The 22,117-nt window shown below is 72.0% G+C and carries 16 protein-coding genes and 1 pseudogene; 9 read left to right on the top strand and 8 right to left on the bottom strand.

Going from position 1 to position 22,117, the window contains the following annotated elements; translation table 11 throughout:
* Positions 1 to 64: 64 nt before the first annotated feature.
* Complete coding sequence (locus AB0I18_RS04995; protein ID WP_363103954.1) at positions 65 to 433, bottom strand: PPOX class F420-dependent oxidoreductase; 369 nt, start codon at positions 431 to 433, stop codon at positions 65 to 67.
* 102 nt (positions 434 to 535) lie between these two features.
* Between AB0I18_RS04995 and AB0I18_RS04990 the strand changes: the two genes are divergently transcribed.
* Positions 536 to 1,822, top strand: coding sequence for an SGNH/GDSL hydrolase family protein (locus AB0I18_RS04990; protein ID WP_363103953.1), 1,287 nt, complete (start codon positions 536 to 538; stop codon positions 1,820 to 1,822).
* Position 1,823: 1 nt separating this feature from the next.
* On the opposite strand, the gene AB0I18_RS04985 is transcribed toward AB0I18_RS04990, so the two are convergent.
* Positions 1,824 to 4,181 (bottom strand): glycoside hydrolase family 95-like protein, encoded by a 2,358-nt coding sequence (locus AB0I18_RS04985; RefSeq protein WP_363103952.1) that lies wholly within the window; start codon positions 4,179 to 4,181, stop codon positions 1,824 to 1,826.
* Positions 4,182 to 4,312: 131 nt separating this feature from the next.
* Positions 4,313 to 4,795: a DUF456 domain-containing protein gene (locus AB0I18_RS04980; RefSeq protein ID WP_363103951.1), complete on the bottom strand. Its 483-nt coding sequence runs from the start codon at positions 4,793 to 4,795 to the stop codon at positions 4,313 to 4,315.
* A gap of 1,525 nt (positions 4,796 to 6,320) precedes the next feature.
* Between AB0I18_RS04980 and AB0I18_RS04975 the strand changes: the two genes are divergently transcribed.
* Entirely contained in the window at positions 6,321 to 7,310 is a 990-nt protein-coding gene (locus AB0I18_RS04975; protein WP_363104002.1) for a protein phosphatase 2C domain-containing protein, read from the top strand.
* Between the two features lie 17 nt (positions 7,311 to 7,327).
* On the opposite strand, the gene AB0I18_RS04970 is transcribed toward AB0I18_RS04975, so the two are convergent.
* The gene (locus tag AB0I18_RS04970; RefSeq protein WP_363103950.1) at positions 7,328 to 8,749 is read right to left on the bottom strand and encodes a helix-turn-helix domain-containing protein; all 1,422 of its coding nucleotides are present in this window, start codon (positions 8,747 to 8,749) and stop codon (positions 7,328 to 7,330) included.
* Between the two features lie 270 nt (positions 8,750 to 9,019).
* On the opposite strand from AB0I18_RS04970, the gene AB0I18_RS04965 reads away from it, so the two are divergent.
* Entirely contained in the window at positions 9,020 to 9,640 is a 621-nt protein-coding gene (locus AB0I18_RS04965) for a hypothetical protein (protein ID WP_363103949.1), read from the top strand.
* Positions 9,641 to 10,619: 979 nt separating this feature from the next.
* Positions 10,620 to 11,054, top strand: a complete 435-nt coding sequence (locus tag AB0I18_RS04960) for an ATP-binding protein (RefSeq protein ID WP_363103948.1) — start codon at positions 10,620 to 10,622, stop codon at positions 11,052 to 11,054.
* 58 nt (positions 11,055 to 11,112) lie between these two features.
* Here AB0I18_RS04960 and AB0I18_RS04955 read toward each other — a convergent pair whose 3' ends face one another.
* Positions 11,113 to 12,144 (bottom strand): DUF2637 domain-containing protein, encoded by a 1,032-nt coding sequence (locus tag AB0I18_RS04955; protein ID WP_363103947.1) that lies wholly within the window; start codon positions 12,142 to 12,144, stop codon positions 11,113 to 11,115.
* A gap of 286 nt (positions 12,145 to 12,430) precedes the next feature.
* Positions 12,431 to 13,351 carry a (2Fe-2S)-binding protein gene (locus AB0I18_RS04950; protein WP_363103946.1) on the bottom strand — a complete coding sequence of 307 codons (921 nt, stop codon included), beginning with the start codon at positions 13,349 to 13,351 and terminating at the stop codon, positions 12,431 to 12,433.
* A 682-nt stretch (positions 13,352 to 14,033) separates the two neighbouring features.
* Between AB0I18_RS04950 and AB0I18_RS04945 the strand changes: the two are divergent.
* Together AB0I18_RS04945 and AB0I18_RS04940 are read left to right on the top strand one after the other, a co-directional pair.
* A pseudogene (locus AB0I18_RS04945) lies at positions 14,034 to 14,675 on the top strand (GntR family transcriptional regulator); the annotation flags it as partial.
* Positions 14,676 to 14,914: 239 nt separating this feature from the next.
* Positions 14,915 to 15,124, top strand: a complete 210-nt coding sequence (locus AB0I18_RS04940; RefSeq protein ID WP_363103945.1) for a hypothetical protein — start codon at positions 14,915 to 14,917, stop codon at positions 15,122 to 15,124.
* Here the strand turns inward: AB0I18_RS04940 and AB0I18_RS04935 are convergent.
* Both AB0I18_RS04935 and AB0I18_RS04930 read right to left on the bottom strand, forming a co-directional pair.
* On the bottom strand, positions 15,121 to 15,900 hold the full coding sequence (locus AB0I18_RS04935) for a hypothetical protein (RefSeq protein ID WP_363103944.1): 780 nt from the start codon (positions 15,898 to 15,900) through the stop codon (positions 15,121 to 15,123). The genes AB0I18_RS04940 and AB0I18_RS04935 overlap by 4 nt on opposite strands.
* Positions 15,901 to 16,052: 152 nt before the next feature.
* On the bottom strand, positions 16,053 to 17,783 hold the full coding sequence (locus AB0I18_RS04930; RefSeq protein WP_363103943.1) for a PucR family transcriptional regulator ligand-binding domain-containing protein: 1,731 nt from the start codon (positions 17,781 to 17,783) through the stop codon (positions 16,053 to 16,055).
* 344 nt (positions 17,784 to 18,127) lie between these two features.
* Here AB0I18_RS04930 and AB0I18_RS04925 point away from each other — a divergent pair, with 344 nt between their 5' ends.
* The 3 genes from AB0I18_RS04925 to AB0I18_RS04915 are packed head-to-tail and all read left to right on the top strand — an operon-like array spanning position 18,128 to position 22,057.
* The gene (locus tag AB0I18_RS04925) at positions 18,128 to 19,018 is read left to right on the top strand and encodes an FAD binding domain-containing protein (RefSeq protein ID WP_363103942.1); all 891 of its coding nucleotides are present in this window, start codon (positions 18,128 to 18,130) and stop codon (positions 19,016 to 19,018) included.
* The gene (locus AB0I18_RS04920; RefSeq protein ID WP_363103941.1) at positions 19,018 to 19,656 is read left to right on the top strand and encodes a (2Fe-2S)-binding protein; all 639 of its coding nucleotides are present in this window, start codon (positions 19,018 to 19,020) and stop codon (positions 19,654 to 19,656) included. Before AB0I18_RS04925 ends, AB0I18_RS04920 begins: the two co-directional genes overlap by 1 nt.
* A 1-nt stretch (position 19,657) precedes the next feature.
* Positions 19,658 to 22,057 carry a molybdopterin cofactor-binding domain-containing protein gene (locus tag AB0I18_RS04915; RefSeq protein ID WP_363103940.1) on the top strand — a complete coding sequence of 800 codons (2,400 nt, stop codon included), beginning with the start codon at positions 19,658 to 19,660 and terminating at the stop codon, positions 22,055 to 22,057.
* Positions 22,058 to 22,117: the final 60 nt, after the last annotated feature.

Raw genomic sequence — 22,117 nt, 5'->3', positions numbered from 1 at the left:
ATTGACCTGCACAGGGGCCGGGTCCATCACGCAGAAGGGTGAGGTTTCGGGGCGGGGGTGCGGGCTACTCCTCCAGGCCCCAGCTGTGGATCCGCCGCGGATGGACGCGGATCAGCTCCTCGCTGAAGTGCGGGCCCAACTCGTGCGGTCCGGTGAGGAGTTCGGCCTCACCGCGGATGTCCACGCCGCGCACCTTCCAGGGACGGAAGCTGACGATGTCGTCGATGACGAGGGCGACCTTGGGGTTCTTCTGGAGGTTGCGCCACTTCTTGGTGCTCCCCAGGGCGTATCCGCCGATGAGGATTGTCCCGTCGTCCTGCGGATAGAAGCCGACGGGGTTCGCCTGCGGCTGCCCGTGCTGGTCGACGGTGGCCAGGCGCCCCAGCCGCTGGGACTTTAGGTACACCCGTTCGGCTTCACTGAATGCGGTCATGTCAGCAGCCAAACACGATATTCGTGCCGTCCGCATCGGATCCTGGCCCTAGGTCCGGAGACCTGCACAGGGTCAGGCTCCGCCGGCGGAAGGCAGGAACGCATGGTCGAGGTCAGACGGAGCCGGCTCGGACAGGGAGAGATCAGACGGACGATGGGTGCCCTGGCCGGAGCGTTGGCGCTCACCTTGACGGGAACGGCGGTCGCCCACGCGTCCCCGCGCACGCCCTCCTCCGCCGCCCCCGCTCTCTGGACCGGCACCTGGGAAGCCGCCGCCGCCGGCACCGCCGCCGCCCTCCCCGGCACCTCGATCCGCAACGTCGTCCACACGAGCGTCGGTGGTACGGAGGTCCGCGTACGCATCTCCAACCGGCTCGGCACCCGACCGCTCACCCTCGGCGGAGCCACCCTGGCCCGGCAGCAGGCGAATGCCCCCAAGAGCCCGAACGCCCTGCCCGGCACGATGCGCACGCTCACCTTCGGCGGCAGGAAGAAGGTCACCGTGCCGGCGGGCAAGGACGTCGTCACCGATCCCGTCACGCTGAGCGTGCCCGCCGCCGCCAACCTCCTCGTCACCCTCCACACCCCCGTCGACTCGGGCCCGGCGACCTACCACCGCTCGGCGCTGCAGACCAACTTCCTTGCCCGGGAGGGCAATCGAACCGCCGATGAGAACGGCGTCGCGTACACCGCCACGACCGGCTCCTGGTACTACGTGACCGGTGTCGACGTACGCGGCTCGTACGCCGCCGGCAGTGTCGTCGCGTTCGGCGACTCGCTCACCGACGGCTCCGGTTCGACGCACAGCGCCAACCGCCGCTGGCCCGACCGGCTCGCCGAACGCCTGCGCGCCCTGCCGCCGAACGGCCGCCGGGGCGTCCTGAACGCGGGGGTCGCCGGGAACCGGCTGCTGCGCGAAGGCCGCGGCCCCAGCGCCCTGGCCCGGCTCGACGCCGACGTGCTCTCCCGCACCGGTGTGCGCACGCTGATCGTGATGGAGGGCATCAACGACATCAAGAGCGCGCCGAACCAGACCGATCCGGCCGCTCTCATGGCCGCGTACCGCGAGATCGTGAGGCGCGCCCACGCTCGCGGCATCCGTGTCGTCGGCGTCACGCTCACGCCGTTCGGCGGCCACGGCGCCTACACGGAGGCACGCGAGCGCGTACGCCGTGCGGTCAACCAACTCATCCGCACGGGCGGCCTGTTCGACGCGGTCGCGGACTTCGACGCCGTGGTCCGCGACCCGTCCCGGCCGCACCGCATGCAGAGCGCCTACGACCCCGGCGACCACCTCCACTTCAACGACGCGGGCATGCGGGCCATGGCCGACAGCATCGACCTCGCCGATCTCACCGGTGCGGCCGGTACCGCGGGTGCCGCCGGCTGACTCACCGCGCGGGCAGCCCCCAGCGAGGAGCCGCCTCGTTCGGTTCCACGGGCGTGATGCGCAGGTCCGGCCGGTCGCCCTTGGCGGTGATCAGCACCGACTCGCCCTTCTTCAGGGCGACTTGGATCGACCCGTCGCCCGCGTCCGTGTACCGCAGCGGCCGACCGCGGCCGTCCCGTACGTCGATCGCCCCCGCGATGCCATGCCGTACGACACAGGGGGCGCCCGCCTCGCTGACCAGTCGCACCCAGCGGGTCGCCCCGTCCTTCCGTACCGCGCTGAGCAGGAACGCGCCCTGCGTACGGAAGTCGTGCACCGTCAGCTCCGACCAGGCGGCGGGCAGCGCGGGGAAGACCCGCACGATGCCGCCCCAGGACTGGCAGACCATGTCGTGCAGCGACTGGGCGGCGGACAGCGGCGTCTCGATGACCGGGCCCGACTCCTTGTACATCGTGTTGGGCTGGATGAAGCGGGTCATCAGCTGGCCCAGGTACGTGAGCGCGTCCTCGCCCTTGCCGAGCAGCGCCGACATCGAGGCCGCGCCCGTGAACGTATAGCCCTGGAGGGCACCCTCGAAGCCGACCCAGTGGGCCAACGACCGCTCTATCAGGGCCTTTTCGTCTGCTGTCCGGCCCGTCAGCTCGTACAGGGGGTACACCGCCAGCAGGTGTGAGTAGTGGCGGTGCGACTTCGCGAAGGGGATGTCCGCGCCGATCATGAAGCCGTTCGTGTCGGTCGGATACGCGACCCGTTTGGCCAGCACCTCGCGCCAGCGCGGCGCCAACTCATCCTCGATGCTGAGCAGTTCGGCGCTCTCAAGGAGGGTCCGGCAACCCCAGGTCAGCAGCATCAGGTCGTAGTTGCAGTCACGGCTGTTGCCGCCGTACTCGGGCGAGAACGTCGCCGGGAGATGCAACCTGCCGTCCGTGCCCGGCTCCAGGAAGTGCAGGTAGTAGTTGACCGCCTTGCGGAGGAGGGGGAAGAGGACGTCGCGGAGGATCGACTCGTCCATGGTGTGCCGGTAGCTGAGCCAGACGTTGTGCAGGGCCCAGGTGAGGTTGCCGACCTCGGGAGTCGGCGGGTCCTGGCCCGGGATGCCGACGCCGTATCCCTGGGCGTTGCTCGTCGCGCCGCCGTTCACCAGATTCGCGTCGGTGGTGCGCGGGATGCCGAGCGAGTCGGCGCGGTACGCGGTCGCCATCTCGGCGGTGAGGTTGTCCCGGAACTCGCTCAACGCCCTTGTCACCGCGTCGAGTTCGAGATGGTTGGAGCCGTGGATCAGCCAGTACTCCAACTGCACGTTCAGGTTCCACCAGGTCGCCGGCCAGGGGGTGGACTCCAGCCAGGGGCCGCTCGTGGCCATCACCGGTGCGTCGCGCCGGCCCGCCGACGCCGTCTTGTACAGCTGGATCCAGTAAAAGCGCTGGATGCGCGCGTCGGGCAGGGACAGGAAGCTCTTGCGGTAGAAGGCGTGCCACCAGGCCCGGTGCGGGGCGGCGAGGAGGTCGTACGGCAGCCGGGCCGCGTCGCGGACGGCCCCGAGCGCCCGCCCCAGCGCCGTGTTCTTCGGATACGAGTGCGCGACATGGACGTACAGCGTTCGCGCGGACCCCCGGGACCGCTCCCGCCACGCGGTGACGTGCTGACCGCCGGACAGCAGCGGTTGTACGGCGGCGGAGATGCCGTCGTGTCGCTGGATCTCGGCGGGCGGGTTGGCCGCGTATCCCTCCGGCAGCGGCCGGAAGGCGGCGCGCGGGCTGATCGCCTCCGCCGGGTGGAACACCCACCGGAAATCGCGCTCGCCCTCGCTCGGTGTCACCTCGATCGCGAGCACGGAGCGGGAGGTGTGCACCAGGGCACGGATCGTGAGGGTGCCCCGGTCCGTGGTGAGCGTGCCGGTCAGCTCGGCCTCGCGCAGCCCGAGCCGCCAGTCGATGCCGGTGATCGCGCCCGCCGGCTCCAGCGTGAAGTAGCCGATCGGCAGCCGCGCGAGCCCGAAGAGCGAGCCGAACTGCGGGCGGTGGTCCTGCACTTCGGAGTGCTGGATGTTGAAGCGGATGGCCTTGACCGTGTCGGTGCCGTCCGTGCCGGGCTCGGCGTAGATCCCGGAGCCGAGGAAGCCGTTGCCCAGATACGGGCCCTCGTACCAGGTCTTCGGTATCCGCTGCCAGACGAGGTCGGCGTCGTCGAGGACGGTGCGCCAGGGATCGGCGGGGGCGTTCTCCCGGTCGGCCGCGCTCGCCGCCTGTGCGGGGAGGCCGCCGGCGCCGGCGAGGAGCGTCCCGCCGAGGGCGGAACCCGTGGCGAGCACGGTACGTCTGGAGGGGCTGCTGGACGGACGGCTGGACGGGCTGGGCATCGCGCCTCCTGGCGGCTCGTACGACTGCGTGCGCGAGAAGATTCATCGGAGCTATCCCGGGACGCAACGTAGAGAAGGTGCGCGAGCTCGTCAATAAGAAGGGAGAGATCCGATGTGTGGGAGGGTGACGGTCAGCCCCAGATCACGGCACCCAGCCAAGCGCCCATGATCAGCAAGCACGCGAACAGCTCCACCAGAATGCTCGTCCCGCCTCTGCGCATCAGCGAGCGGATCGATGCCACGGCCGCCCGGTGTCCGCCGAGCCGCAGCCGTTCGGCGAGGTAGCCGCCGCCGAGGAAGCCGGGAACCGCGCCGACCACCGGCAGGAGGAAGAAGCCGAGCAGCGCCCCGACTCCCGCGTACACCGCCGTTCGGGGGATGGTGCCGCTCGTACGCAGCCGACGCGGGGGCAGTTGCCAGCGGATCACCTGGGCGAGGAAGAGCACTGCGGTGGCGCCCACGAGCACGGCCCACGAGAGCCCCCGGGGGTCCTCGAACGCCCACCACAGGACCGCGGCCCATACGAGCCACGACCCCGGCACGCCGGGTACCAGCACTCCGCCCAGGCCGAGCAGTATCACCACGCCGACCAGCAGGAGTTCCCACGCTCCCATCTGTCCAGCGTGCCGGAGCGCGGGCGAAACCGCAGGTCAGTCCTGATGCCAGATGGTTGTCCGGTGTTTTGGACTACGGGAAATCGGCCTACTCGTATGCCGTTGCGATCCGATGCGATTCCGATGCCGGGACCCGGAGGCAGGTGGTGGACGCGCGGGGCGGAGAATGGGCCACGACCGTGAAACACAGCTCGGGCCCAGGGAAACAGGCCACACTCGGGGCCCGACCGACCGACTCCGGCCAAGACCCGGCCGTCCAGACCGTGACCCGGGCCCACGACGTGCCGTAGGGCCTGGTCACACCGGCGCCGCCGGGCGGTTCTCCCGTGGGGGGTGGGACCGCCCGGCGGTTTCGCTTCGCCGTTCGACCTCCAACCCCATGGCCGGTTTTTCCGGATGCACCGTTTTCATCCGGCCCTCGCGGTGGACAATTAGGGGCATGAGCCAGCAGGGGGAGACGCCCACCGGTCACGAGGACGACTGGTGGCGGCAGCTGTACGACGACTCCACGGGAGACACGGGGCCCGCGGCCGCGGCCGACTCCCTCGACGACCGCTTCGCCTCGGCGGCGGACACGGTGGCGGCGCTCAGCGACGCGACCTCGGCCCCGCCTCCGCCTCCGCCTCCGCCGGAACAGGGCCTCCCGCCCACCGCGGGGCCCGGCGTCCCGCCTCCGCGAACGAGCACACCGCCCGAGCGTCGGCGCTTGCCTGAGAGCGGAACGGAATCAGGAGGGCCTGGAGCCGACGCGGACGGCGGGCCCGGGGGGTGGGGATCCGTCTCCGGGTGGGGTTCCAGAGGACCTACGGCAGGTGCGCCGCGCGGCCCCGCGGCGGGCTCACCCCTGGCCGGAGAGGCTGAAACCGACCCGCACGGGAGAGGAGGGCCTGCGACCGGAGAGGCCGCGGGTGGCCGGGATTCCGGCGGGGCGAAGAGCAGTGATGTGGCCGACGACGGGCCTTCGAGCGCCGGATCAGGGGCCAGGGAGCCCCTGCCCGAGTGGGAGGCCGGTGGGCGGGATGCGGACGGGTCCGGCCGGTCAGGTGCCGGCGGGGTTGTAGGGCCTGGGACCGGTTGGGTGGCCGGTGGACCGGCGGCAGGCGCCCCGCGTGGGCCCGGCTCCAGTGTTTCCGGGGCCGGTGCAGGCGAGCTCCCGGGCCGTGGGTCGGAGGCGGAGGTGTTGCGGCGTAGTGGGCTTCGGCGGCAGCGGGCTCCTTGGGAGGCCCCGCCGGCCGAACCACCGGGGCCGGTCTCTTTCCCGCCCGACCCCAGGCCACCGGGGTTCGACATGGCGGGGCCGAGCGGTGCCTCCACGGAGGTGCCCGGAGCGGCGGCGCCCGCCTCACGGGTACCTGCCGACGGTCCTTCGCCGTCGGCGCACGCTGATACGGGGCCGCCGTCCGTGAGCCCCTCCGACGCGGCTCCGCCGTCCGGCGCCGCCACACTCGAGAGCCCTCAGCTGTCCACCGGCCCGACCGGTACGCCCGCCAACCCGGTCGACGATGCCCCAGCCGTCGAATCCCCCCTGCAAGTCCCCCAAACCCCCACCCTCCTCGACTACGTGGGCTCCGGGCCGCCCACCTATGAAGCCGAACCCACCGCCCTGCCGCCCGCCGACCCGAACGACCTCGACGACCTTGTGGCCGACACCGTGCTGGACGGGGCGTCGTACGGGATGTGCACGCTGCGGGCCGCGTCCGTGCGGGGGGACTCGGCGCGGTACCGGGGGGAGCCGCGCAGGGACTCCCTGCTGACCGCCCGCTTCGGGGTGGGCGACAGCGCGCTGCTCCTGGTCGCCATGGCGACCGGCGCCCGCGCGACGCCCGGCGCGCACCGGGCCGCCGCCGAGGCGTGCCAGTGGATCGGCCGGGCCGTGGGCCGCAGCCACGCACGGCTGGCCGAGGACATCCGGGCCGCCCGGCGCGGGGACCTGAAGTCGGGCCTGCACCGGCTCACCGACCGCAGCCTCGGCAAACTGCGGGCCAGCGCCGCCGAGCAGGGCATCGAACCGGAGGAGTACAGCGCCAGTCTGCGCTGCCTGCTGCTCCCGGCCGACCCGGAGTGCCGTACGCGGGTCTTCTTCGGAGTCGGCGCCGGCGGCCTCTTCCGGCTGCGTGACGGGGAGTGGCAGGACATCGAGCCGCAGGTGGGCGACACCACCGGCGAGCCCGTCGTCGGCTTCGGATCGCTGCCCCACGAGACCCCCGACGGCGACCGGCTCACCATGGACCTGGGGATCACCACACCCCCGAGCCCGTACGAACCGGCCCCCGAACCGTCGCCCCGCGACCCCTTCCGCTTCCGGGCCTCCGTCGCCCGCCCGGGCGACACCCTCCTGCTGTGCAGCGGCGGTCTCGCCGAGCCCCTGCGCGGCGAACCCCGGCTGGCGGAACACCTCACCGCCCGCTGGTCGGACGGCGACCCGCCCGGCCTCGCCGCGTTCCTCGCGGACACCCAGGTCAGGGTGAAGGGATACGCCGACGACCGCACGGCCGCCGCCGTTTGGGAGGCGTAGCCGTACCATCGGTTCGTTCAGTCGATCCTGGGCGTCCAGCGGCGCTCGGCCGTGTCGTACGTGTAGCGCGGCAGGCCTGTGATGCCGCTGGTGCGGAACGGCCGGCCGTGGTCGTCGATGCGGATGGTGCCGGTGCGGCCCTGCGAGGACCAGTCGAGTTCGAGGTACCAGCGGCAGTCGCAGGTCTGGGTCTCGGCGGTCACCAGCAGCACTCCCGAGTCCTGCGCGGACACCTGGTAGGGCATGCGCATCGCGGGGATCGGCGTACCGGTGTCGTTGCCGGGGAGCGAGCGTGCGATGGGCCGGTCGACGTCCAGATCGACCGCGAAGGAGCGCGGGGTGAGCGCCCCGCCGCAGCCCTGGTCCATGGAGAAGGCGTTGCCCTTCGCGGGTGCGGTACGCCCGACGACGCGTACCCGGAGCGCCTCCAGGACGACGGCCGTGGACGTCCGCCCCTGCACCGAGATCTGCACGATCGTCTCGCGCCCGTGCACCGCGTCCTGCGACCCCGCCCAGACCCCGGCGTCCTGCGGGGCCGGAGGCGGCGGAACCTCCTGCGGCGGCCTGTCGACGACGTAGTCGTGGCCGCAACCGCTCTTCCAGACCTGCGAGTTGGCGGTCCAGGTGAGCGGCACGGCGGTGGATCCGGGGCGTTTTTCCTTCCCCTCGTCCGAGGGGCCGCCGCTCTTGGCGGAGGAAGAGGGCGCCGGTGCCTTCGCGGTGGGGCTGCCCGAGGGCGAGGGCCGGGTGGTGTCGGGGGAGGGGCTCGGGGTCGTGCGGTCACGTGCGCCCGGTGCCTTCGTCGAGGTGGGGGTCGGGGTCCGGCCGGAGTCCCGGACGGCGTCGGACGAGGGACGGTCGGCCTGCGACAGGGCGGACAGGCTGCCCAGCGTGGCGAGCAGCGCGGACGCCACGGCCACGGTGACCGTGGCGCGCCGCCGGTACCAGACGCTTCGCGGCCGTGGGGGTGGCAGCGGGCCGGGAACGGGCCCGCTCGATGCGCTCAGGGCGGGTTCCCGGGGAACAGTCGGGGGTTGCCGGGGAGCACTCAGGGGTTCCTGAGGAGCACTCAGGCCGGAACTCAGGCCGGATTCGGTCGTGCCGTCCGACGAGTCGTTGTCTTCCGACTGTTCCGTTTCAGCGGGATCCGGCTCCGGGCTCTCCGGCGTATCGGAGGCGCGCGGTCGCTGCCGTGCCGCCACGGCCAGGATCCAGAGGCGGTGCAGTTCGAGCCGCTCGGCAGGCGTCGCCCCGCACATCGCGGCGAACCGCTCCAGGGGTGCGAAGTCGAGCGGCACCGCGTCACCGGCGCAGTAGCGGTGCAGCGTCGAGGTGTTCATGTTCAGGCGGCGCGCCAGGGCGCCGTAACTGCGGTCCGTACGTGCTTTGAGGCGCCTCAGCAGCGCCGCGAACTCCTCGACGTCGTCCCCAGTCGACACCGTTCCCCCGCACTTCTCGTCGCCCCTTGGCCGCAGGGGCGTGTCCCGTCCCTGGACGGCATCCCAGGCACCCTATATATGTGCACGTCAGAAGGCCTGGGATGGTTCCACCGTGGCGGATCGGCGGGTAACTGTTGCGCAGGCCCCGAGTGACGGCTGATGCTCTTGGTGTCGCACCGACCGCCGCCGGACCGACCATCCGACGGCAGCTCACGACGAGCCCTCGTGGCGACATCACCTCATTCACGCACTCAGTTACGGGGGACACCCATGCCCAAGCGCAACCGAGCCCTGGCGCTCACCGCACTCGCCGCCGCGAGCCTCACCCTCGGCACGGCGCTCGCCGGTCCGGCCGGCGCCACGGTGAGGAGCAGCGGCTCGCCCGCCTTCCTGTCGGCCGGCCAGCTGCCGCCGCACCCCACGTCCGCCTGGACGGCGGACAAGGTCAAGGACGGCGTACCCGAGGAGCTGCGGTTCTGCCTGAAGAAGGCGCTGCCGGGTTACGACTCCCGGTACCGCGAGTTCCGGACCGAACTCGAAACCAGCGCCCGCCAGCTCACCTTCGTCGTCGGCAGCAAGGCGAAGGCCGAGGCCCTTGCCACGCGGCTGAACAAGGAGATCCGGTCGTGCGCGGCGCGGATCGAGAAGTCCGACCCGGAGATCGAGGCCGAGCTGAGGAAGTACGGCACGCTGCCGGTCGAGGAGGGCGCCCACGTCTACGGCCTGCACACCGCCACGTCCTGGGGCGCCACCGACATCAGCCTCCTCTCGGTCGGCCGGGACGGGCGGGCCGTCACCGTCGTGGAGTGGGGGCAGATGGGCGACTTCGCGGACGCGCCGGTGAAGGCGTTCAAGAAGACGACCACCACCGCGGTCAACAAGCTCTACTGAGCGGACCGCACAAAAAGCCGGAGCCGCCCTCCCGCCACGGGGGTCGAGAGGGCGGCTCCTCGCACCGGAGAACACCTTCGCACCGACGGAAAACGGGCGCCGCCGCGCCGCCCCGGTCGTCGGCCTCGCCGGAGAAGCCACCCCCACCACCGGACGTCCTCGTCGCGTACGGTCAGATCGGCAGCCAGGCATGGGCAGATGGGCCGATCGCCCGCGGTCAGCACGCCACCCGGGCAGATCGGCTCGCAGTGGTTCCGCACCGCCGGGTTCGCCGCGGCCGCCAGCAGCAGATGCACCGGCTCACCTCCCCTCGCCCGGCTCGCCGAGGCCGGATGCCGGTTGCCGGTTGCCGGGAGCGAACGCCCTTGAGCGGGACACCCTGAGCGCCGTACAGCAGGTTCTCGACCGGGAAACCGGGGCCCTCGCCACTGAAGCCGCGGTCGACGATCACCTCCATGAGCCGGCCCCTGCCTCACCCGGGACACCGCCCCGCCAACCGGAACCAACTCGTCGACCAGGTATTTCCCCGGACCGCGCCGGTGGCGAAGGGCTCGTACGCGGACTGCCGCGCCCGTCCCACGGGCACCGGCCCGCCGGGCACATGGCATGCGGGCAGGGCCGACGGCGACCGCGCCGCGCACTCGGCGGGGCGGACGAACCGCCTTCAGGGCGCCCTCGGTCGTCCCGCCACCTGTGGTCGTTCGTCGCGCGCCCGGCGGCTCCCGCGAAGGCCCTGACCGGTGGTTCACCCCTTGACTTCCCCGGGCGGCCGCGAGGCACCCGTGCGCGTACGACCGCCGTCTCGATAGGTGGTTGACGATTCGACATGACTGTCGTGTTCCCCGCGGGGCATGCATTCCCGTGAACGTGTTCGAGCAGGAGGGGATCCGACATCGGCGTTCGGGCGGGGGTCATGAAGAGGCAGGCGCGAGGAGGCGGTCCCGTCGTAACCGGGGCCTTCTCGGCGAAGACAGTGAAGATGACCGAGACGGCGGAGGAATCGGCGGACAGCGCGACCGATCAGCACGGCTTCGGGCACCTGAGGCGCAGGCTCGGATGCGCCGACCTCCGGGCGGTGCCCGAGGTCCGCAGGGCGCTGCGGGAGCTGCTCACCCACTGGGGGCGGCCCGGCAGATCCGAGATAGCGGAACTACTGACCAGTGAACTCGTCACCAACGCGCTCATCCACACCGACCGCGAAGCGCTGCTGACCGCCACCGTCGGCCCGCGCGGACTGCGGGTGGAGGTGAGGGACTTCGTGGGACGCAGGCCCAGACTGCGCGTACCGAACGCCGACGACGGTACGCACGGCAGAGGCCTGATCCTGGTGCAGTCGCTCGCGGACGCGTGGGGTGTACGGGCGCACGGGGTGGGCAAGGTGGTGTGGTTCGAACTGGATGGGGGCGCGGCATGAAATGCCGCGCCCCCATCCACAGGTGAGGCCTCGAAGGGCCTGGATCCCGGTCAGCCGATCAGCCGAACTGCTGCTCCAGGTCCTTCAGCTTCCGCTCAAGGGAGTCGAGCCGGGGAAGGGCCATTGTGTCGTCCTCCGCGGTGAGGTCGACCGTCGACGACTCGGTGCTCCGACGAACGGGCTGCAGCGAGGGCCGGGCGCGTACGGGTAGCTCCGGCGTTGCTATGGCAGGCTCCGAGGCGACCTGAGAGGCCGCTGGGGCCGGTTCGAGTTCCGCCTGACGGCCGCCGCGGCCGGGGATTCCCCGGTGGCCGCGGGCGATCGCCTTGATGCGGGCACGGTCCAGCTTCTCCTGGTCGCGCCGGCGCAGCCGGTTCTGCTCCTTCTCGCGCTTGTCCTCGCGCACTTCCTCGACCGCCTCGTCCAGGCTGCGCACGTTCTCGAGCAGCATCAGCGACCAGGCGCCGTAGGTCTCACGCGGGGCACGCAGCCACCGTACGATCCGGATCTGCGGCAGCGGACGGGGCACCAGGCCCTGCTCGCGCAGTGCGGCGCGGCGGGTCTGCTTCAGCGCGCGGTCGAACAGGACGGCGGCCGACAGGGACATGCCGGCGAAGAAGTGCGGGGCGCCCGCGTGGCCGAGGCCCCGGGGGGCGTGCACCCAGTTGAACCAGGCGGCCGCGGCCGCGAACGTCCACACGAGTATCCGGGAGCCGAGCGCCGCGTCACCGTGGCTGGCCTCGCGCACCGCGAGCACGGAGCAGAACATGGCCGCCCCGTCCAGTCCGAACGGGACCAGGTACTGCCAGCCACCGGAGAGATTCAGGTTCTGCTCGCCGAAGCCGACCAGACCGTGGAAGGAGAGGGCGGCGGCGACCGCGGCACAGCAGAACAACAGTACGTAGGAAGCGGTGCCGTAGACGGCTTCCTTGCGCCTTCGGCGCTCTTCCGTGCGCTCCCACGAATCGTCGGCGCGGGTTTTCTCCCCGGCGCGCTTGCCGCGCGCGAGCACCGCAACCGCCGCCAGCAAGCCCAGGAGCAGTACGGCGCCGGGAAGCAGCCAGTTCAGCGATATGTCGGTCAGTCTCATCTGGGGTCCCTTGCATTGGGATAGGGCGTAACGCCCGCCATAGTGGCCCAATCCCGTGGGTCCTCAGGGGGTTTCGGGGCAAGAGGCCGCCAAGGAAGTGCAAGGGGAGGCGTGAAGACAGCATTCTGCTCGAACTGCCGCATGAGGAGCGGGACTTGAGTTCGAGTTAGATTACCCGTACGGGTGGTTCCACGGAAAGTTCTTGCGGCAAGTGAGGGTTCTGTGAATTGACTGTAACCAAGACCCTCGGTTCTCAGCCGAGTTGATCTTACGGGATGACGGGGGCTCAGCCCGCCACGGCCTCCGCCGTCTCCGCGGCCTTCTCCGTGGCCGCCTCCGCCGTCAGCTTCGCGATGCGGACCTCTTCGGAGTTGCGCGGGCAGTTGGCGCAGGTGTCCTCGGGGTCCAGGGTGTAGAAGAAGCAGCAGCCGGCCCGGTCGCGGGCGGCCAGGCACTCCCCGTTCGGACCGGTCAGCTCGCGGAACGCGGCCGCTCCGACGTACGGCCGGGTCGCTCCGGGAAGCAGCCGCGCCAGTTCGTCCGTCGCGCGCCGCTTCTCGCCGAGGAGTCCGGCGACGTACCAGAGTCCCTCGACGACCTCGTCGGTCGCCATGCCCCACAGGGCGCGGCCGCGGCGTCGCATCCGGGGGCCGAACGCGCCGAGGACCGGCTCCAGGTGCTCGGCCACGGCGGACCGCACCTCGGCGCGCAGTGCCTCTTCGTCGGGGACGACGCGGGCGCCGGGCGACCGGGCCGCCGGGTCGTCCGGCAGGCAGGCGAACTCGCCGACCCGTACCGCGATCCGGCCGGGCATGCGCTGGAAGGTGACGTGCTCCACGGGAAAACGAGGCACGCGGCGCAGCAGGAACCACGGCACCGTGAACAGCAGACAGGCCGACCAGGCGTACCGGTGCAGGCCGAAGGTGGCGACGACATCCGGACGGGCCCGCTGCCCATGGTCCCTGAGTACCTGCGCGTCGTCCCACGCGAGGAACGCGTCCAGTTCGGCGCCGCCCGCCGCGAGCTTCTCGACGGCGACTCGTCCGCCGCCCGTCGGGGCCGCTTCCCCGGGGCCGAGTTCCATGACGGCCAGGCCCGGGAGCACCTCGGTCAGGCGGGTGTACGCCTCCGTGAGGGCCGAGGGGGCCGGGCCTGCCGGGTGTGCGCCGGCGCCGGTGGAGGTCTCGGCCGGGGCGGGAGCGGACATGCAAGGACCCCGTTTCACGATCATCTGCAAGTAAGGCTTACCTTACCCGATAGGATCGAGGTTTACCCTGTTCTGTCGGGGTCGCTCCGGACCCCGCCCGAAATACTCACCATCACCACCGACCCCGGAGGAGGCTCCCGTGGAGAAGGCCGGTCCGCGCGAGGCGTACGGCTCCGCAGGAGATCCTTCCGGTCCCGATTCCGGCTCCCGTCCCGATTCCGGCGTTCGAGTGCCTCCGCAGGCGCGGGCGGCGGATGTGGACCGGGACCGAGGGGCGAGCCGCGCAGGCGACCCCCGCAACGGTACGGGTCCCGCCGCTCCGGCCGCCCCCGCCGAGCCCGCGGCCCGCGGCGAGCACACCCACAGCGAGACGCCGATCCCGCAGCCGCGAGCGGCTCGCGAGGTCGCGCGGGGCGCCGGGGCCGCGACTGGGGACGGGCTCCCGGGTGCGGCCGGCGCCGACCTGCGCGGGGTTTCGGCCGGCCTCCCGGGCGTCGAGGCGCGCGGATTCTCGACGAACGTCCCGGGAACCGGCACGCGCGGGGCCCCGCCGGGCGCGCCCGGCGCCCCGGCCGGACGCCGAACCTCGGCCCCGGGAGGCCTCGGCGCTCCCGGGAGCCCCGGCGTATCCGGTGAACGCGGCGTCCCCGCGGCCCGTACGCCCTCCGTGTCCCCCCGTCCGCCCCTTCCGCCCCGTCCGGTGATCCAGCGGTCGTCCGTCCGGGGCCAGATCCTCGACGCCCTCCGGGCCGCCCTGGTGGGCGGCGAACTCGCCCCCGGTGAGGTCTACTCCGCGCCCGCGCTCGGCGAACGCTTCGGCGTCTCCGCGACCCCCGTGCGCGAGGCCATGCAGCAACTCGCCGTCGAGGGCGCCGTGGAGGTCGTACCGAACCGGGGCTTCCGTGTCGTGCGGCGCGGCACCCGCGAGCTGGCGGAGCTCGCCGAGATACGGGCGCTCATCGAGGTGCCCGTGCTGCTGCGGCTGGCCCGTACGGTGTCCGCCTCCTGCTGGGCGGAGGTGCGCCCGCTCGCCGAGGCGACGACGGCCGCCGCGTCCACCGGTGACCCGGCGCGCTACGCCGAGTCCGACCGCGCCTTCCATGCCGGGCTCCTCGCCCTCTCCGGCAACCGGCAGCTCGTACAGCTCACGGACGACCTGCACCGCCGCGCCCAGTGGCCCCTCGCCGGCACCCACGCCTGCCGCACCCGCGCCGAACTGCTGGCCGACGCCGCCGAACACAAGGCTCTCCTCGACGCGTTGATCGCCCAGGACCTGCCGACCGTGCAGTGCCTCGTACGGGAGCACTTCGCGGGCGGGTTCTGACCGGCGGGCGCGTCGCCGGTACGTACGTCGCCGGTACGTACCGTTCATCTCTGGTCCGTCACGGTTCCGTCGGGCCGCGGCCACGGTTCGCGCCAACCGGGAACCCGGCCTGCGGTGGTGCGGGTGTCCCCCTTCGTACGGCTGACCACGCGGTTGGCCGAACCTCTCGGGGGTGACCGACGATGTATCCCAATCCCGGCCAGAACGACGGACCGCAGGCTTTGCAGCGTGCGCGCCAGATGAATGACGCGTCGTACGACGCGTATCGCCGCCGTCGGAGGTCGGGCCGGTCGGGCTCCGGACTCGCCGGGCTGCTGAAACTGCTGCTCCTGGTGGGCGTCGTCGTGTTCCTCGTCCAGAACCCCGAACTCCGCGCCGAGATCGGGACGTTCGCCCAGAACGTGTGGGCGGACGTCCAGACCCTGTGGGCGGACGCCGAGAACGGTTAGCCGGAGGCCGTGGCCGCCGGTGGTGCCAACTGCCCCGCCAGCCACGTGGGTACACCGCCGAGGAGCCGGAACAACCGCCCCGCCTCCGCCCGTAGCCGGGACGCCTCCGGCTCGGTCTCCGCGTCGGCGAGCGAGGCGAGGGCCGGGGCCGTACCGACGAGGTAGCCCAACTCCTCGCGGATGCGCAGGGATTCACCGAAGCCGTGCCGGGCCTCCGCCAACTCGCCCTCCCGCAGGGCGAGTCCGGCGAGGTGGCGCCAGGTGAAGGAGAGCAGGAGCTCGTCGCCCTGGGCGGTGGCACCGGCGTGGGCGCGGCGGTAGGCGGCGCGGGCCGCCTGCGGTGCGCGGGCCAGGTTCTCGGCCAGCAGCCCGCGCCGGAAGTCGAGCAGGGCCCGCCCGGGAGCGCCCGGCTCGATCAGCGCCGCCGACCGGCCGAGGGCGGCCCGCGCCTCGTCGGCCCGGTCGCGCACGCCGAGCAGCGTGCTCGCGTACGCCAGTTGCCCGCGCTCACAGGCCGCGGCGCCCCGCTCGTCGTTGCTCTGCGCCAGCGCCTCCGCCGTGCGCAGCGCGTCCTCCGCCTCCGCCCAGCCGTGCTCGGTGTAGAGGCACCGCTCGACGAGCAGTGAGGCCCGTTGCAGAGACGCTCCCGCCGTGCGCGGTTCCAGGAGCGCGGCCGCGTCGGCCCAGCAGGCGCGCGAGCGCAACCGCCACACCGCGGTCTGGAGTGGATCGTCCCCTGCAGCCGTTCCGTAACCAGACATGGCGGAATGCGCCACGTTGCCCTCCCCGAGCACGCCATTGAGCTGTTGAGTGGTGGCCGCATCTCAGCATGGATCGGCGTGCCCGGCCAAGGGGGTGGGTGAAGGATTTCACAAAGTCATGGGGCGCGGAAGGCACCTGGTGCCACCCGACCCACGGCCTCGTGACCTCAGCTCATCCGCAAAGCGAGGAAGAAGTCGAGCTTGTCCTCGAGGCGCGAAAGATCGCGACTCGTCAACTGCTCGATGCGTCCCACCCGGTAGCGCAGCGTGTTGACGTGCAGGTGCAGCCGGGCGGCGCAGCGGGTCCAGGAGCCGTCGCAGTCGAGGAACGCTTCGAGGGTGGGGATCAGTTCGGCGCGGTGACGTCTGTCGTAGTCGCGCAGCGGATCGAGGAGCCGGGCCGTGAAGGCGCGGCGCACGTCGTCCGGTACGAAGGGCAGCAGCAGGACGTGCGAGGCCAGCTCCTCGTGGCCCGCCGCGCAGACCCGCCCGGGCCGCGCCGCGGCGACCCGGCGCCCGTGCCGGGCCTCCTCCAGGGCGCCGCGCAGCCCCTCCGCGGAGTGCACGGCGGCGCTGACGCCGAGCGTGAGCCGCCCGTCGTCGTGCAGGCCCGCGGTCAGCGGGGCGCGTACGGACGCCAGGAGCGTGTCGGCGAGCAGCCCGGCCTCCGAGCCGTCGTGCTCCGCGGAGACCGCCGGCAGCGGTACGAGCGCGATGGCCTCGTCCCCCGTGTGGGCGACCGCGATCCGGTCGGACGGCTCGGGGCCCGACGACAGCGGGTCGACCAGGATCTCCTCAAGGAGCGCCTGGGCCACCGGCCCGCCCTCGATCTCCCCGCCCGCCCACTCGACCCGGGCGACCACGACCTGCCAGTGCGGGGCCGCACCGAGCCCCGGCAGCAGCACCGGCGCCGCGACCCGCAGCCGGGCCGCGATCTCGGCGGGCGCGGCACCGGTCTGCACCAGCTCCAGGACCTCCTGCGCGAGCCGCCGCCGCACGGTGCGCGCCGCGTCCCGCCGGTCCCGCTCCACCGAGATCAGCTGCGTCACGCCCTCCAGCAGGTCCAGCCGCTCCGCCGGCCAGTCGCCCGCGTCCGCCTCGACCGCGAGCAGCCAGTCCGACAGCACGGTCTCGCGTACGTCGCGGGCCCCCGCCGTACCCCGGCCGCCGCTGCTGCGGATCGGGAAGAGCGAGTACGTCGTGCCGCCCACCGCCACCCGGTACGGCCCCCGGCGCCCGGTGCGGACCGCCGCGAGGTGCTCGGCGGCCAGTGCCGCGCACACGTCGGCGGGCAGGCTCGGCTCGGCGAGCCCTGGGAGATCCGAGCGATCTGAGCGATCCAAGGGGTGCGAGCGATCCGAGGGGTGCGGGCCCGCGATGAGGCGACCGGCGGGGGAGAGCACCCAGGCCCGCAGGTCAAGGTCGGAGCCGAGCAGGTCCAGGACCACGTCCGGGCCGCCGCCCGCGGGCCCCGAGGTCATCATGCGGCGGTGCCGGTCCACCACGGCCGCCAGGTCCCCGGCCCGCTCGCCCGAGACCTGCCGTACGACATGCTCGGTGATCGTCGCGAAGGCCACCGACTCGTTGACCGCGAACAGCGGCAGCCGGTGCCGGGCGCAGGCCACCATCAGGTCCTCCGGGACCGCGCCGAGCTCGGCCTCGCCGGCGGCCAGCGCGGTGACTCCGGCGCCCGTGAGGATCCGTACGAAGGGTTCGGAGTCCGCGGCGTCGCGGCGCCAGGCCAGCCCGGTGAGGACCAGCTCGCCGCCCGAGAGATAGCGGCTGGGGTCCCGCAGGTCCGTGGTCATCACCCCGCGTACGGTGCGGTCCAGCTCGTCCTCGCCGCCGAGCAGCCGCAGGCCCAGCGCGTCGGTGTCCAGCAGTGCGCGCAGCCGCATTCTCGTCGCCGCCGTTCTTGTCTCGAAATCTACGATGGGTCTGGGTGCGTCAGGATGGATCAGGAGGCGAGAACCCGCTGTGCGGGCTCTCCGGACCCCGGAGGCCTGTGTGTGGTGTTTCCAGAGGAAAGCAGGGAGGTTACTGATGACCTCCGTTCATACGAATCTACAAGATGGCCGCCCTGGCCAGCCAACTCCTTCATGGTTTCGGTGACTGACCCCGGTGTGGGGCGGCGCTGTGTACTGGGCCTGATCCACGTGAACAACTCATGAACGAGCCGGGCTCGCCGCACACGATCTGGCTTGAACAGACCGACCCACGAAACGAATGAAGAGAGCCGGTCATGGACTTCCTTCGCCCAGCCAGTTGGGAGGAGGCGCTCGCCGCCAAGGCAGAGCACCCCACCGCTGTGCCGATTGCGGGTGGCACCGACGTGATGGTCGAGATCAACTTCGACCACCGTCGGCCCGAGTACCTCCTCGACCTCAACCGCATCGGCGAGCTGAGCGAGTGGGAGGTCGGCGAGGAGTCCGTCCGCCTGGGCGCCTCGGTCCCGTACACCGCGATCATGGAGAACCTGCGCGGCGAACTGCCCGGCCTGGCGCTGGCCTCCCACACCGTGGCCTCCCCGCAGATCCGCAACCGCGGCGGCGTCGGCGGCAACCTCGGCACCGCCTCCCCGGCCGGAGACGCCCACCCGGCGCTGCTCGCCGCGGGTGCCGAGGTCGAGGCCGAGTCCGTACGGGGCTCGCGGCTCATCCCGATCGACGAGTTCTACACCGGAGTGAAGCGCAACGCGCTGGCCGCCGACGAACTCATCAGGGCCGTCCACATCAAGAAGGCCGACGGCCCGCAGCAGTTCTCGAAGGTCGGCACCCGCAACGCCATGGTGATCGCGGTCTGCGCCTTCGGCCTGGCCCTGCACCCCGAGACCCGCACGGTCCGCACGGGCATCGGTTCGGCCGCGCCCACGCCCGTCCGCGCCAGGACCGCCGAGGAGTTCCTGAACGCGGCGCTCGACGAGGGCGGCTTCTGGGACAACGGCAGGATCATCACCCCCTCGGTCGCCAAGCAGTTCGCGGACCTCTGCTCCGCCGCCTGCAACCCGATCGACGACGTCCGGGGCACGGCGAGCTACCGCCGCCACGCGGTCGGCATCATGGCCCGCCGCACGCTGACCTGGACCTGGGAGTCGTACCGCGGCAGCGCCCGCGCCACGGAGGGAGTCGCGTGATGCGAGTCAATTTCACGGTCAACGGGCGTCCGCAGGAAGCCGACGACGTGTGGGAGGGCGAGTCCCTGCTGTACGTGCTGAGGGAGCGCATGGGCCTGCCCGGTTCGAAGAACGCCTGCGAGCAGGGCGAGTGCGGGTCGTGCACCGTACGGCTCGACGGTGTGCCGGTGTGTTCCTGCCTGGTCGCGGCCGGTCAGGTCGAGGGGCGCGAGGTCGTCACGGTGGAGGGGCTGGCGGACTACGCCAAGCAGCGTGCCGAGCAGGAGCACGGGGGTTGTGCGACCGGAGCCTGCGGTTCGTCCGGTGCGGCTGGTTCGGCCGGTTCGGCCGACGGTGCGTCCGGGACGCCGCTGGACGCCGCCAAACAGTGGCAGGCCAGGCCCCAGGACTCCCAGACCGGCGAGGGCACCGAACTCGCCCCCATCCAGCAGGCGTTCATCGACGCCGGGGCCGTCCAGTGCGGCTTCTGCACCCCGGGTCTGCTGGTCGCCGCCGACGAGATGCTGGAGCACAACCCGACCCCGACCGACGCGGACATCCGCGAGGCGCTGTCGGGCAACCTCTGCCGCTGCACCGGCTACGAGAAGATCATGGACGCGGTACGCCTGGCGGCCGCCCGGCAGGGAGAGGTGGTCTGACGTGGCAGGCAACAGCGCCCCCATCGGCACTCCCACCAAGGTCACCCAGGGTTCCAAGACCAAGGGCGGCATCGGCGAGTCCACGCTCCGCCCGGACGGCACGCTCAAGGTCACCGGCGAGTTCGCGTACTCCTCCGACATGTGGCACGAGGACATGCTGTGGGGCCAGATCCTGCGCTCCCCGGTGGCCCACGCGGAGATCGTGTCGATCGACACCTCCGAGGCCCTCGCGCAGGCCGGCGTCTACGCCGTCATGACCTACGACGACCTGCCGACCAACGTGAAGAACTACGGCCTGGAGATCCAGGACACTCCCGTACTTGCCCACGGCCGGGTCCGCCACCACGGCGAACCGGTCGCGATCGTGGCCGCCGACCACCCCGAGACCGCGCGCCGCGCCGCCGCCAAGATCAAGGTCGAGTACCGCGAACTGCCGGTCGTCACCGACGAGTTGAGCGCCACCGCCCCGGACGCGCCGCTGATCCACGAGGGCCGCACCGACCACCACATCGGCCACGTACCGCACCCGAACATCCTGCATCGCCAGCCGGTCATCCGCGGCAACGCCGACGAGGCCGCCAAGAGGGCCGACTTCATCGTCAAGGGCGAGTACACCTTCGGCATGCAGGACCAGGCCTTCCTCGGCCCGGAGTCCGGTCTGGCCGTCCCCGCCGAGGACGGCGGCGTCGACCTCTACATCGCCACCCAGTGGCTGCACTCCGACCTGCGCCAGATCGCCCCGGTCCTCGGGCTGCCCGAGGACAAGGTCCGTATGACGCTCTCCGGCGTCGGCGGCGCGTTCGGCGGCCGCGAGGACCTGTCGATGCAGATCCACGCCTGCCTGCTGGCACTGCGCACCGGCAAACCGGTCAAGATCGTCTACAACCGCTTCGAGTCCTTCTTCGGGCACGTCCACCGCCACCCCGCGAAGCTCTCCTACGAGCACGGGGCGACCAAGGACGGCAAGCTCACCCACATGAAGTGTCGCATCGTCCTGGACGGCGGCGCGTACGCCTCCGCGTCCCCGGCGGTCGTCGGCAACGCGGCGTCCCTGTCGGTCGGCCCGTACGTGGTCGAGGACGTCGACATCGAGGCCATCGCGCTCTACTCCAACAACCCGCCCTGCGGCGCCATGCGCGGCTTCGGCGCGGTCCAGGCGTGCTTCGCGTACGAGGCCCAGATGGACAAGCTCGCCGACAAGGTGGGCATGGACCGGGTCGAGTTCCGTCAGCTCAACGCGATGGAGCAGGGCACGCTCCTGCCGACCGGCCAGGCCGTCGACTCCCCGGCCCCCGTCGCCGAACTCCTGCGCCGCGTCAAGGCGATGCCGCTGCCGCCCGAGCAGCAGTGGCTCGCGGCCGGCGAGGCGGCGGACGTCCGCCAGTTGCCGGGCGGCCTGTCCAACACCACGCACGGCGAGGGCGTCGTACGCGGGGTCGGCTACGCGGTCGGCATCAAGAACGTCGGCTTCTCCGAGGGCTTCGACGACTACTCAACCGCCAAGGTGCGTATGGAGGTTGTCGGCGGCGAGCCCGTCGCGACCGTCCACACCGCGATGGCGGAGGTCGGCCAGGGCGGCGTCACCGTCCACGCGCAGATCGCCCGCACCGAGCTGGGCGTCACCCAGGTGACGATCAGCCCGGCCGACACCCAGGTGGGGTCCGCCGGATCGACCTCGGCGTCGCGTCAGACGTACGTCACCGGTGGCGCCGTCAGGAACTCCTGCGAGCTCGTCCGCGAGAAGGTCCTGGAGATCGGGCGCCGTAAGTTCGGTACGTACCACCCCGCTTGGGCCACCGCCGAGCTGCTCCTGGAGGGCGGCAAGGTCGTCACCGACGGCGGCGAAGTGCTGGCCGACCTGGTGGACGTACTGGAGGACGAGTCCGTCGAGGTCGAGGCGGAGTGGCGGCACCGGCCGACCGAGCCGTTCGACCTCCGTACGGGACAGGGCTTCGGCCACGTCCAGTACTCTTTCGCCGCGCACCGCGCCGTCGTCGAGGTGGACACCGAGCTCGGCCTGGTGAAGGTCATCGAACTGGCCTGCGCCCAGGACGTCGGCAAGGCGCTCAACCCGCTGTCCGTCATCGGCCAGATCCAGGGCGGCACGGTCCAGGGCCTGGGCATGGCGGTCATGGAGGAGATCATCGTCGACCCGAAGACGGCGAAGGTGAAGAACCCCTCCTTCACGGACTACCTGATCCCCACCATCCTCGACACGCCGACCATCCCGGTCGACGTGCTCGAACTCGCCGACGACCACGCCCCGTACGGGCTCCGTGGCGTGGGCGAGGCACCGACCCTGTCGTCGACCCCGGCCGTCCTCGCGGCGATCCGGAACGCGACGGGTCTCGAGCTCAACCGGACGCCGGTACGGCCTGAACACCTGACCGGCATGGCGTAGTAGTTCCGGGGGCCGGGAGAGAGCTTTCCTCAGAGGCTCTTCCCGGGTTCCGCCCGGGTT

The organism is Streptomyces sp. NPDC050704 (assembly GCF_040654355.1).
In the GTDB taxonomy this organism is placed as follows: domain Bacteria; phylum Actinomycetota; class Actinomycetes; order Streptomycetales; family Streptomycetaceae; genus Streptomyces.
The sequence above is the reverse complement of the archived record's forward strand: the minus strand, read 5'-3'. Positions and strand labels throughout refer to the sequence as shown.